The 12,011-nt window shown below is 60.7% G+C and carries 9 protein-coding genes and 2 pseudogenes; 5 read left to right on the top strand and 6 right to left on the bottom strand.

The window, feature by feature from the left end:
* Positions 1–2: 2 nt before the first annotated feature.
* Positions 3–272, top strand: coding sequence for a substrate-binding domain-containing protein (locus C7G61_RS46080; protein WP_244608355.1), 270 nt, complete (start codon positions 3–5; stop codon positions 270–272).
* Here the strand turns inward: C7G61_RS46080 and C7G61_RS46075 are convergent, their stop codons facing one another.
* Positions 273–416 carry a hypothetical protein gene (locus tag C7G61_RS46075; RefSeq protein WP_244608354.1) on the bottom strand — a complete coding sequence of 48 codons (144 nt, stop codon included), beginning with the start codon at positions 414–416 and terminating at the stop codon, positions 273–275.
* A 263-nt stretch (positions 417–679) separates the two neighbouring features.
* Between C7G61_RS46075 and C7G61_RS18725 the strand changes: the two genes are divergently transcribed.
* Positions 680–1,942, top strand: coding sequence for a CaiB/BaiF CoA transferase family protein (locus tag C7G61_RS18725; protein ID WP_108516966.1), 1,263 nt, complete (start codon positions 680–682; stop codon positions 1,940–1,942).
* Positions 1,943–2,005: 63 nt separating this feature from the next.
* Complete coding sequence (locus C7G61_RS18720; protein WP_108516964.1) at positions 2,006–2,833, top strand: citryl-CoA lyase; 828 nt, start codon at positions 2,006–2,008, stop codon at positions 2,831–2,833.
* Between the two features lie 950 nt (positions 2,834–3,783).
* On the opposite strand, the pseudogene C7G61_RS18710 reads toward C7G61_RS18720, so the two are convergent.
* Positions 3,784–3,982: pseudogene (locus C7G61_RS18710) on the bottom strand (IS5/IS1182 family transposase); the annotation flags it as partial.
* A gap of 896 nt (positions 3,983–4,878) precedes the next feature.
* Here C7G61_RS18710 and C7G61_RS18705 point away from each other — a divergent pair.
* Entirely contained in the window at positions 4,879–7,119 is a 2,241-nt protein-coding gene (locus C7G61_RS18705) for a hypothetical protein (protein WP_108516962.1), read from the top strand.
* Between the two features lie 189 nt (positions 7,120–7,308).
* Here C7G61_RS18705 and C7G61_RS18700 read toward each other — a convergent pair whose 3' ends face one another.
* The gene (locus C7G61_RS18700; RefSeq protein WP_057902868.1) at positions 7,309–7,569 is read right to left on the bottom strand and encodes a hypothetical protein; all 261 of its coding nucleotides are present in this window, start codon (positions 7,567–7,569) and stop codon (positions 7,309–7,311) included.
* Between the two features lie 963 nt (positions 7,570–8,532).
* Here C7G61_RS18700 and C7G61_RS18695 point away from each other — a divergent pair.
* A pseudogene (locus C7G61_RS18695) lies at positions 8,533–9,289 on the top strand (IS5 family transposase).
* A 105-nt stretch (positions 9,290–9,394) separates the two neighbouring features.
* Here the strand turns inward: C7G61_RS18695 and C7G61_RS18690 are convergent.
* The 3 genes from C7G61_RS18690 to C7G61_RS18680 form a co-directional block, all read right to left on the bottom strand.
* Positions 9,395–9,979 (bottom strand): anthranilate synthase component II, encoded by a 585-nt coding sequence (locus C7G61_RS18690; RefSeq protein WP_057846708.1) that lies wholly within the window; start codon positions 9,977–9,979, stop codon positions 9,395–9,397.
* Positions 9,976–11,367: an aminodeoxychorismate synthase component I gene (gene pabB / locus C7G61_RS18685; protein ID WP_190241888.1), complete on the bottom strand. Its 1,392-nt coding sequence runs from the start codon at positions 11,365–11,367 to the stop codon at positions 9,976–9,978. The genes C7G61_RS18690 and pabB overlap by 4 nt, the downstream gene beginning before the upstream one ends.
* A gap of 117 nt (positions 11,368–11,484) precedes the next feature.
* Positions 11,485–11,844: a Dabb family protein gene (locus C7G61_RS18680; RefSeq protein ID WP_057854456.1), complete on the bottom strand. Its 360-nt coding sequence runs from the start codon at positions 11,842–11,844 to the stop codon at positions 11,485–11,487.
* Between the last annotated feature and the right edge of the window lie 167 nt (positions 11,845–12,011).

Below are 12,011 nucleotides of genomic sequence, written 5' to 3'. Positions count from 1 at the left end.
ATATGCGCGTTTTAATCCGACTGATCTTTGGTGTTGCGGCCGCTGGCCTCTGCCTCTTATCGGCTGACGCCGGCGAACCTGAAAGGGCGAAACTGAAGATCGTCGTCGGCTCCCACATTCTCAATTACATGCCTGCTGAATTGGGCGTAAAGCTCGGTACCTTCAAAGAAGAAGGGCTCGACGTCACTGTTCGAGAGTTTCCAGGCCGGCGGCTCCAAGGCGCTGCAGGCGCTGATTGGTGGCTCGGTGGACGGCGTCGTGCGGTTCTATGATCACACGATCCAGATGCAGGCGCAGCGCGAGGAGAATCCTGCGTCTTCGTGCTCAACGACATACCCGGCATTCTTCTCGGGGTGCGCAGCGATCGCCGACAAGGTGAAGAGCGGCGCCAACCTCAAGGGCCTGAGGCTCGGCATCACGGCTCCTGGATCAACTCGGTATCAACGGAGCAGCTCGTTGTCCCGACCCGATACAAGACCGATAATCGCGAGGTGAACGTCGATGTCCTGAAAGCGTCGAAAGCGCTGTTTTCCCAGAGCGGCCTGATGGACGCCGAGGCGGCCAAGGTACCGCTGGCTGTGTTGAGCGATTTCGACTCCAGGATCGCCACCGCCAACATCGACCTCAGCAAAAACTTCAACCGCAGCGGCCGAAGATACCGCAAAGAAGGCTTCGTCAGATGTCCCTGCCGCTCACCGGTATCCGTGTCCTCGACCTGTCGAACGTGTTGGCAGGCCCGTTCTGCGGCTACCATCTCGCGCGCCTGGGCGCGGAGGTTATCAAGATCGAAAACCCCAATGGAGGCGATCTCGCGCGGCGCCTTGGCGCCGATCCGCAAAGGGCAGAGCGCCTTCAGGGCCTCTCCTTCGTCGCCGTGAACGCCGGTAAGCAGTCGGTGGCGCTCGATCTGAAGTCTGAAGCGGGAAGGGAAGTGTTTTTCAGGCTGGTGTCCGAGGCCGACGTCCTTCTCGAAAACTTCCGGCCCAAGGTCATGGAGCGGCTTGGTCTCGGTTTTGACGCGTTGTGCAAGCGCAACCCGCGCCTCATCTATTGCGCGATCTCAGGCTTTGGGCAAAACGGTCCTTGGTCCACCCGCCCGGCCTACGACCAGATCGTCCAGGGCCTTTCCGGCGCGATGAGTGTTACCGGTGATGCAGCCACGGCTCCGCTGCGGACCGGCTTCCCGATCTCCGACACCATTGCCGGGCTAACGGCCGCTTTTGCCATCTCCGCGGCGCTCGTCGAGCAGCAGCAAATTGGCAGGGGCCGGTTCATCGACGTGTCGCTGCTCGAGGCGACAATCGCGGCCATGGGATGGGTGGTTTCCAATCATCTGAACGGCGGAGTCGAGCCGCAGCCGATGGGGAACGAGAATTTCACGGCTGCACCCTCCGGCACGTTCCGCACCGCGACCGGCCCGCTGAATATAGCCGCCAACGAGCAGAAGCAGTACCGGACCCTTTGCGATCTGGTCGGCCGGCCGGATCTGAAGACAGATCCGCGCTTCGCAAAGCGCGAAGCACGTAAATTGAACCGCTGGGCGCTTAGCGATGAGTTGAATGCGGCGTTGAGCTGCAGGCCTGCGGACGAGTGGGAGGCGCTGTTGAATGCCGCCGGCGTCCCTGCCGGCTGTGTGCTGACCGTTCCGCAAGTTTTGCGCGAGCCGCAGTTGCTGGAGCGCGGCTTTGTCGAGACGCTGCCGCTCGATAGGGCTGGCGAACCACCATTACGCATTACGCGCCCCGGCTTTCGGCTGGATGAGGCGTTTCCTGTCCCCGCGCTCCCCCCCTTGCTCGGTGCGGACACAGAGCGATGGCTGGCTCGGCTCGGTCATACCTATCCGGAAATTGAGCACCTTATCGCAAGCGGTGCCGCCGGAGCGCCACGTCAAGGAGGAGCACATTTTTCGCGGGTCCGCCCGGCGACGGATGGAGCAGCGTAACGGGCAGGAGTTGCACGCAAGCAAGCTTCGGCAGGACATAGGCTGACGAGATTGGAAAACAGAATGAGCGAAACGGAGCTGCGAGAGCAGGCTGCCCATTGGTGGCGGACCTCCATCTGCGACATTGCGCCCGGGCGGATCGCCTACCGCGGATACACGATCGACGAATTAATTGGTCATATTTCCTTCACCGCGACAATCTGGCTGATGCTGCGCGGCGAGCTACCCACACCGGCGCAGGAGCGGCTGTTGCAGGCTGCGCTGGTTGCATCAGTAGATCATGGCCCGCATGCACCTTCCATCGCCATCGCGCAGATGGCTGTCAGTTGTGGGCTGCCGCTCAACGGCGCGATGGCTTCCGCGATCAACACGCTCGACGACCTGCATGGCGGAGCGGGGGAGCAGGCGATTGAGCTCTATGACGAGGTCCTGCGCCGCAGCGAGACCAAGGATATCGATGAGGCTGCCGCTGAGGCGATCGACCATTTCACCGCCACGCGCAGCAAATATCTGCCCGGCTTCGGTCACCGGTTTCATCCCGTCGACCCGCGCGTTGACCCGCTGCTCGCACTAGTCGATGCAGCGGTCAGTGGCGATGTCGTCAGCGGTCGCTATGCCAGCGCTGCGCGCGCGATCGAGCGCGTCATGCGCGAGCGCAAAGGCAAGCTCATCCCGATGAACATCGATGGAGCCACTGCAGTCATCTACGGGGAGCTGGGCTTTGCTGCACCCCTAGCCCGCGGCATCTTCTGCTTGTCACGCGCGGTAGGCATCCTGGCCCATGCATGGGAGCAGACCGGACGCAAGGACCGCAATAAAGGGCCGATGCCCAAGCAGTTCGCCTACAAATATCAGGGGCAGCCAAAGCGCAGCCTGAAGGAAGCGCCATGATGTACCTTGAGGGACCACCGCAGCTCACCGATCGCGCGTCTTTTCGGCCATGCCCGCCAAATTGCGTCGGCCCGGAGTCCGCTCGGATTGGGCGGACGTCAACCGTGGAGGCAAGCCGGCTGACTGCTTCATCGAGGGCCGTCGTTCGACGCGTAGGGAAATCTCTATCTGATCGACATTTCCTTGGCCGCATCTTCAGGCTTGCACCCGGTGGCTCCTGGTCCTTGATCGTCAATAACGGTTGGGCGGAATGGCCTGGCAGCATTCTCGCGTCCGACAACGTCTGGGGTGTGCCGTAAGATCGGCAGGTTTAGCTCATTCTTCGGGACGAGCGGTCCGGACGTGCTGGCAATGGACGCCAGACGCTGTTCGTAGCTCATGCATAGCTGGGCCACGTCTTCGTCCTGGCATCGGATGGCGAGTGCATCGCTCCGCATCAGTCCTGCGCTGGCTCGACGTGTACGAGCGTTGCCTTGGGTCAAGATGGCGCTTTGTTTATCACAGAATTAGCAACCGGTTCGGTACGTTCAGTATTGATCGCAGAGTTGGTGCCTTGTAAAGCCACGCTCAAAAAAGCGGCAGCTTCGGCAAGCTGCATCTTATCGTCATTTCGATCAGTTGTTTTTATCGAAGGAGAGCACGGGGCGACGCGTGATCAACCGCTGTATCGACCCGCCGATGCCGGGCTTTTTGCCGGACTCCCCGGCGCTCGGTTATCGGCAACACAGATACAGGGCGCGAGATGATGCTGATACGCGTTGGCAGACCGCCATCGCCGCGCAACTGGCCACTGGTCACCAATATCCGTAACACCTCGTGGTCGCACTGACGCATCTGGCTCAAGCCGGAGAGCCGCTGCTTGCTGCCCGCCAAAGGTTCAGTGCGTGATCGCGGCACAGACGTCGCGTTGATGTAACTTGCTGCCATTCCGGCCAAGGTCGTGTGGACACTTATCGCATCCATAGCATGATGGCTGCGAGAGTTGCGAAGGCGCAATAGCTTCGGGCAGTTTTTTCGAAGTGGGTTGCTACGCGTCGGAACTGCTTGAGCTTGCAAGCAGCATTCCACAAGATGTTCCTCGGCATTGGATGCTTCGAGCGGATATTTGAGCGCCGGTGACGGGTTGTTGGGAATGACGGCCCACACACCGAGACTGTCTCCCGAAAAACCGGCCTTGGATCTGATTTGCCGCCTCAAGGGAATCCTCAAGAGTCCGCAGCACATGGGGGGCGCCGGAGGATATCGCGGGAGAGCACCTTCGGCGGCCCATTCGCGAGATCGCACGCGAGAGGTGGGAAATATTCAGCCAGCAGCACGGTCGGTAGGTACGCATCCGAGGGCGGCCGCCTTGCAGAGGTTGGCTATTGCATGATTACAGGCAGTATGGACACCATACCCACTGCCAATAATGCGAAAGTTATGGAGGTTGTCGACACAGGACGGCGGCGGTTCAGTATGGCCAACTGTTCGGATGGCGACGCCTGGCGCGACAGGGCGCTCTTGGAGCGCTTAACCCAAAGATGGCGAACACGGGTTTATTGCGGCGCTGGATCAGTAAGCTCTTCGGACTCGCATCTCCTTCCCGGAGAACAGGACGTGCGGCAGCCGAAGGTCTGCCAATCGATATTCGCCGGGTATTTTTGCCTCACCACAATCCACCAGTCCGTTTCAGGACGCGAGCATTCTCGTGGCGGCGCTCCGGTATTCGGGATGGTCTTTGCCAAGTCCCTATAGACAAAGCAGCCGGCATAGGGCGGAGTCTCAAGGATCGCCGTCACGGCCGATTCTGTCGCAGCCTGACAGCGCGGATCCTTATGGCGGTCACGGCGAGGCAGCACCAGGTCGCGGTGATGCACTGCAGCTGACTATCCTACATGACGCGGTCATCCCCGTTGCCTCCAGTAGCACGCCAGACCCCATGGAATTGCAACCGACGGTACCTGGGTTTTCTTGTGCATCCGGAAAAACGCCCTTCGTCAGCTACTCGTCAGCCAGCCTGTCTATCCAGACAGGCTGCGCATTCTCGCCCATATCGGAGATGGAATATGACGGGCATTGACCGACCTGGCAAATCGCACGTTGGGGCTGCAGGAGCCGACAGCACGTGGGGATCGAGCAGTTTGAGCCCGGAGCCCGGTCCCGCCCCCGGGCAAGGCAGGCAATCATTCGACTCCGTCGTGGAGCGGATGCGCTCCGGGCCTCAAGATAGAACGGCGCCGCTCGTGAGCCAGCCACCAACTTCGGGTGTGGCAGCCCCAAGAGGCGACGAGAACAAGGCAGCAAAGCGAAAAATGCGCAGCCTGCTTGAGGACCTTGATGCTTGTCGTAATGTGGCCACGCAAGCCCGGAACCCGTCGGAGGCGCAAGAGCTGATCGATCAAGTCGTCAAGGCTGGCTCAGCAGTTCTGGACTACTACGCGGGCCTGCCCCGAGATATGGCGCGTAGCATTCTGTCCGACAAGCAGGCTCGCCGACTCCGCGACGAGACGCTCGATGCGGCGGACGAATGCAACGCCGTGGCCACCTGGACTATCCACGACTTGGAGGCGAGCAGGAAGAAAGCAGCAGCCGTGCTCGACCAGATGCGCCAATCCAACGCGCCGCCCGGCCAGCTGAGCCGAGCGGTTTCCAGCGTGGCGAAGCACTACCTGGCCTGCATGGAGTGGTGGGGAAAGAAGGCATTGCGCTCGGAACGGATGCAGTCCATCTGCGCGGCCACTGCCAACTTGCCAAGCACTACGCCCGAGATGCGGAAGGCCGAAGAGGCCGCACTACGGCTGCATACCGGCTGGGCACTTAATACGAAGTGCATGTATCTGCAATCGCGGATCGCTCTCGCGCAGCTCATGATTGTGCCGCAGGCGAGCACGTTCGGACCAGCCGTGAGGGAAATCCTCATGGGTGAGAACGGGCGAGTGCGTCTGCTCGGGACCTTCATCGAGGATGTTTTTCCGGCATTCCTCTCGACGGCCGACGCGGTTCTAAACAGCAACGGAGCGGCACTCGACGCAGAGCACTGCACCGTTCTGGAAGGAGTCATGGAGCGGCTTTCGGAATTTGCGTCAGGGGTGAACGGCATCGTTGCCAGGCTAAGGGATGCCGGAACGGATGCCGACCTTCCATTGGAACTGTTGAACCAGATCGTGGAAGGTGCATGGGTCACCGCGCACGAAGTCACGCGACTTTTGGCAGTGCAGCCAAAGAGGCCAGTCCTGATTGAACCGCCTGCCCAGGCTGCGATACCGGAAAATACCGTCTTATTGGCTGAGGGCCACGCGGCGCGCAGGAAGGGGAAAGGCAAGCGCGCACCGGCCGCAGGCGAGAGGAGTTCAACTGCCGGGCTGCGCGAGCCGCAGCTCGCCAGGCCCGACGCTGCCACGGCCCCGACAGCCAAGGTTATCGTACTCTCGGATCTGGGTACGAAGAAACTCGCGAGTGCAGAGGAGGCACGCGCGAGGGCGTCATCATCGGCGACCGGGCACCTGGAGATGTGGCAGGCTCCGCCCTCCAGGAACGCACTGACGGGATTACTCAAGCGATTGGACGAGCTGCTGCAGTTCGATCTGCCGGCTCAGCAAAGCGCCGTCTCGCAAGCGCGCCAGATGAAGCCCGAGGACGCCGACCACGTCGTGGATCTCGTCGTTAAGCGCCTGCAGACGCAGGCCGCCGAGATTGAGGCCTGTGTAGCCGCGCTGGAGGAGCCTCGCCGACGTGGCCTACTCACGCCTGCGCAAGTGCCCGAAGTGCACGAAAAAATAGTCCGGCTTAAGGCGATGTTGTCCGAGGTTCAGGGACAGACAAACTCATTGAACGCGCGAAAGGCGGCGATCACGATCGATTGCATGAAGACCTACGCGTTTCCGTCGCAGAAGTACCTTGAACAGTTGCGGGCGGCCGAGGAACTGGCGTCTGTGGATCCACCGCGCGCCTTGAAGGGCGAGCCAGGGACGCTGTTCGAGATCAAGCTGCAGCCCAAGGCGCTGCGTAGTGGTGCGATGCCAAGCCCGATGTGGGTGCACATCCATACGAAGCGGCCGGTGCATGCGTGGCAGTTGGCGTCGCTGGGTGACGCCGACTTCGCCGCTTGCCACGTGAAGTCCAATGAACAGCGTGGCTACAATCGGCATTGGCAGAGCGCCCAAGCTGCGACGGGGCACGAGAACGTTGTGATTCACCGTGGCAAGCTCACGCCTGCGTTCTGTAAGTCGTTGTTGAGCATTGTCCCGTGGTACCCCCTTCCCGAGGCGGAGCACGCGTCGATGCAGTTCGCGCGCCTCGGGATGTAGTTACCTGAGTGTCTCGCGCCAGAGCGTCGCTGTGGTGACGCCATTAAGCAGACCGTTATCACCGAGAGGAAATCCTCGATGAGCTCGAAGCCGGCGCGGGCTCCCTCGAACAGATCGACAACGGGGTCCGACTGAAATTCGATTGGGAGCGTCGTGACCCCGACTTCCTTCCGCTTGGCAGCTGAACCGTCAAATGCCGGCGATCGGCGGCACACCGCTCGAGGATTGGGACGCCCGGAGATAATTTAGCGCGGTAAGGACTCTCCTCCTGTCGTCGCTGTCGCCTATGAACTGCCGGACATCATCGTTGAGCGAAGCGTCATTGAGTCGACCGGCGATGGCCTGCTTGTTGTTATCAAAGAGCCAGCGGCCCAAGCCGAGAAGATAATCTACATGGCCCTTGGCGGTGCGCTCAGTGGCCGTCTTCTTGAGTGCGTTCTCAAGCCCCAAATGAGGGGCGCATCCTCGGCATAAAGAGGCTGCCTTCTGCGACGGACGAAAACCCCACTTGATTGGAGCGGCTGCGGCACCGAAATGCCCGGCATCGCCTTACCGCCGCTACCTTGCGACTACTCGGGAGTAGTCCTCCCAGCGCGGTTGCGTCATGGACATAGGTTCCGGTGGTGGCGCGCCGACTGGATCAGTGGGGGCTGCCTGCGAGGGTCTGAATTGGCAAATTCGCCCAGCTGGCGCCTAAAGGCCGCCGCATCTGCGGACGAGAACTCCGGTGTCCTCTCCTGCGGGTCCGCGTTGCCCGATTGTTGATGTAGTCGGTTAGTTAAAGGGAGATCCATCCGTTCTCACTTTCGAAAATTTAGGCCGATCCGAAGCCAGGCTCGGATCTGATGTGGAATTTCAGACGGCAGACCGAGAACGATCAAGGCTTCAACTGCGAATCTGCTTCTGGACGTCGGACCTCAACAACAAACCACCGTACGTTCCCAAGGGGCCGCTTCCAAGCAGCTGAGCATCGGGCACTCCAATGTTCTTCCGGTGTCATCAGCCGTCTTTCGGGCGTCCGGAGACCACACTTTGCTATGTGGAGCTGTCGAGAACCTGACGACCCAGCGCTCTTCAGCCGTCCGGCGTCAGGGCAGCATCATGCGCGCGCCTACGATCAAGCGGAGACCTTAGCGTGCCGCATTGACTACAACCGAGCGCGCAGTTGTAAGTCCGCAAAACACCTTAAAGGATCATGGTGCAACTTTCTCGCGAGGAGCGTCACAAAACGGCTCGCCCGATCGATGGCCTTGCGGTCTCATTTGTTGATTCCGGGGGAGCGCACGGGATGATGCCTTTAGCTCGGCCGCTAATCGGACGCGGCGAGGGGCTCTCTAGGATTAGGTGCTGTGGACTTTTGGGGATTCCCTTGAGGCGGCAATCAGATTCAAGGCTGCTTTTTGGGGGACAGTCTTGGGTATGATGGACGGCTTGGTCTTGAGCGACGCGGCGTGGGATCGGATAGGGCCACTGATCATCGGCCGGCCCGATCAAAGGGGATCGACGGGACGCGACCACCGGATGTCGTGGAGGGCGTCCTTTGGATTGTGCGCACGGGTGCTCCCTGGCGTGATCTTCCAGAGCTGTTTGGCGATTGGAACAGCGTTTTCCGGCCCTTCAGTCGCTGAACACCCAGGTTGTTTGGTGGCGAATCTTCGAGGCGATGTCCGCTAATCCGGACTTCGAATACCTGATCGTTGATTCCACCATCGTCCGAGCCCATCAGCACGCTGCCGGGGCTAAAAAAAGGGTCTGAAGATCGAGCCATCGGCCGTTCTCGCGATGGCCTGAGCACCAAGATCCACATGGTCGTTCGAGGCTTGGGATGCCCGTGCGGTTCACACTAACTGCGGGTCAGAACGGTGATACACCGCAAGCCGCAGCCTTGATAGAGGGATTATCCGCCGAAGTCGTCATGGCTGACACGGCCTATGACGCGGACCACTTACGCCTAGCCAACGCCCGCCAAGAGCGGACTGTCATTCCCAACCACCGGTCACGGGGGCTCAAATATCCGCTCGACAAGCATCTCTACGCCCAGAAACATCGTGTGGAATGCGGCTTCAGCAAGCTCAAGCAGTTCCGACGCGTAGCAACCCGCCTCGAAAAACCGCCCGAAGCGATTGCGCCGTCGTCACTCTCCAGCCATCATGCTGTGGATGTGATATAAGTGTCCACACGACCCATCTGCTTAGTACCTATCAGACCCGCAGAAGCTGACGAATTCGCTTCCGTGCGTCCAGCTGGCAATTGTGCGACACGCTCTCCGATATCCTCACGATCTACGAGTCTCTGCGAGTCGCAAGAAGTTCATCAGTAGCAGCTGCCCTTGTTGAGTGAGTATCGATTCCGGGTGGAACTGCACGCCATAGGTCGGGTGAGAGCGATGTGCGAGGGCCATGATCTCGCCTTCGTCCGAACGCGCTGTCACTGCGAGTTGCGGTGCGCATGACCCGTCGAGCTCAACAACAAGCGAATGGTAGCGTCCAACGCAAAGTGGGGACGAAAGGTCCTTGAACAGTCCGCGGCCGTCATGGGCTACGTATGAGGACCGGCCGTGCATGGGACGACGTGCACGCGCCACGCGTCCGCCGAACGCGCTCCCAATGCACTGGTGTCCAAGGCAGATGCCCAGAATTGGGACGCGACCTGACAGTTCGCGGATGACGGCGGTCGAGATTCCGGCCTGAAGTGGTGTGCAGGGACCAGGGGAGAGGACCACGGCGCGCGGCTTGAGGCCGGCAAGGTCGCTGACGCTGACGGCGTCGTTCCGTATCACTGCCGTTGCTGCACCTAGCTTGCGGAAATAGCGGGCAATGTTGAAGACAAAGGAGTCGTAGTTGTCGATGATGACAATCAAAATGCACCACAGCTCCCAGCACGAAATGCGTCAAAGATTCGCTGCGCCTTGGCGAGCGTCTCCTCGTATTCGGCCTCTGGATCCGACATCGCCGTGATCCCGCTCCCTGCATAAAACACAGCCAAGTCATCGTCGAATATGACCGTGCGGATCGCAATGTTCGTATCCATGTGCCCGTTGAAGCCGATAAAGCCGATCGCCCCGCAATAGACCTCTCGCGCCACCCGCTCGATCTCCGCAATAATTTCCATCGATCGCACCTTGGGCGCCCCGGTGATGGAGCCGCCGGGAAAGCACGCTCGCAGTAAGGTGACGGCGTCTTCATCTCCGGCAAGTTCACCCGTCACGGTCGACACGAGGTGGTGCACTGAGGCATAGGATTCCAGGGCACACAGCGCTGGAACCTCGACCGACTGCGGCGTGCAAACGCGTGACAGATCGTTGCGCAGGAGGTCGACGATCATCGTGTTCTCGGCACGGTCCTTTTCGGACGCGAGGAGGAGTTCAGCGCGGCGCCGGTCGTCCTTGGAATCAGCGGAGCGCGCGATCGTGCCCTTGATCGGGCGCGTTTCGACCTGCCGTCCATTAAGTTTGAGGAATCGTTCTGGCGAGCTCGAGGCAATGGTCAGCCTGCCATAGCGCAGGAGGGCCGCAAAGGGGGCCGGGTTCAACGACCGCAGCCGACAATAGAAAGCCAGCGGATCAAATGAGCTCGACAGGCGGGCGCTGAAGCGCTGCGCAATGTTCGCTTGGAAGATGTCGCCAGCCAGAATCAAGTCGATGACGCGCTGCACCGCCGCAATGTAGCCCTCACGGCTGAAGTTCGAATGCCATGCGCCCGCTGTGGCGGGGAGGTCATTCCGCGGCGCCCTTGGGCCGGCGAGCCGCGCTGCAAACTCATCGGCCCGACGGCGCGCACGCTCGCGCCGTCGTGCGAGATCCTGCTCCGGCCATCCGGTCGAGACGAGCCAGCATTTTTCGTCACGGTGGTCGAAGCTGATGACCACATCATAGAAATGCAGGATGGATTGCGGCAACCTCTGACCGGAAATTGCCGGCGCGGGCAGTCGCTCCAGTGTCCTGTTCAGATCATAAGCAAAGAAGCCGGCCGCACCACCCTGGAACGGCGGCAGATCGGGACGATGCTCTTCGCGGTACCTGGCGAGCAGGGTGCGAAGAGCTCGCCACGGATTGCCCGCAAGAGTCTCTCCGTTGCAACTCGCCTGTCCGTCCGCGACCATATAGGTGCTGAAGGGGTCGCAGGCCATATAGGAGTAGCGCCCGAGCAGCTGCGGTGCAGCGCTATCGAGGAACGTCAGGTGCGGTCGATGCGCGAGACAGCGCATCGCGGTGACAGGCTCAATCCACTGCAGTTCGCGGACGTGCATCGCCTTGTCACTCACCGACGATTGGCGTGCTGGTGAGACGCGCTCCGATTACGAATCCCCACCCCGACGAGAGCGACGCTCGTCTGGCCCCGCAAGGTCTTGAGATCGATTGCCAGGTTAACCCCCGCCGGTGGACCCGAAGCGCCCACTACCTTGGCTTACCGCTGCCGTCGAGGCGAACCGCGCATCTGTGGCTACATTATAGTCGGCCGCGAACCGCAGCTCCCGGAGGGATCGTACCCGCCTGATCGATTCCTGGTAGAGATCGTGCGCTTTGTATGCTGCGAGCTCCGTCTCGTTGTCGAACTCACCATAAACCACCACGTCGATCTCGTTGCCAAGCTGGTCGGTCTTGCGGTTGCGCGCAACCTCGAGCCGGCGTGCATGCGGGATTGTGGTGAGAAGCGAAAGGCCTTCGATGATTTGGTCGATATGGGCCTGATCTTTGGCGCTGAACAAGACGATGTGACGAATCATGGATGGCCTTAAGGAGTGATGTCGCAAGGAGGTCGCATAACTAGACGACCGATTCCATGAAACCCGCGTGCTGCAGCAGGCTGGATTGATGGAACGGACGGGTTGTTGGCGGATTCCTCGTTTGCGGTCGGCGAAACGAGGAGCTGTATCATGGCAGGATGGCGGCG

Source organism: Bradyrhizobium algeriense (genome assembly GCF_003062295.1).
In the GTDB taxonomy this organism is placed as follows: domain Bacteria; phylum Pseudomonadota; class Alphaproteobacteria; order Rhizobiales; family Xanthobacteraceae; genus Bradyrhizobium; species Bradyrhizobium algeriense.
The sequence above is the reverse complement of the archived record's forward strand: the minus strand, read 5'-3'. Positions and strand labels throughout refer to the sequence as shown.

Bases quoted from the DNA above. Each gene is read 5' to 3' on its own strand.
- C7G61_RS46080 (WP_244608355.1), top strand. From the start codon at position 3: ATGCGCGTTTTAATCCGACTGATCTTTGGTGTTGCGGCCGCTGGCCTC.
- C7G61_RS46075 (WP_244608354.1), bottom strand. From the start codon at position 416: ATGCCGAGCCTCAGGCCCTTGAGGTTGGCGCCGCTCTTCACCTTGTCG.
- C7G61_RS18725 (WP_108516966.1), top strand. From the start codon at position 680: ATGTCCCTGCCGCTCACCGGTATCCGTGTCCTCGACCTGTCGAACGTG.
- C7G61_RS18720 (WP_108516964.1), top strand. From the start codon at position 2,006: ATGAGCGAAACGGAGCTGCGAGAGCAGGCTGCCCATTGGTGGCGGACC.
- C7G61_RS18705 (WP_108516962.1), top strand. From the start codon at position 4,879: ATGACGGGCATTGACCGACCTGGCAAATCGCACGTTGGGGCTGCAGGA.
- pabB (WP_190241888.1), bottom strand. From the start codon at position 11,367: ATGCACGTCCGCGAACTGCAGTGGATTGAGCCTGTCACCGCGATGCGC.
- C7G61_RS18680 (WP_057854456.1), bottom strand. From the start codon at position 11,844: ATGATTCGTCACATCGTCTTGTTCAGCGCCAAAGATCAGGCCCATATC.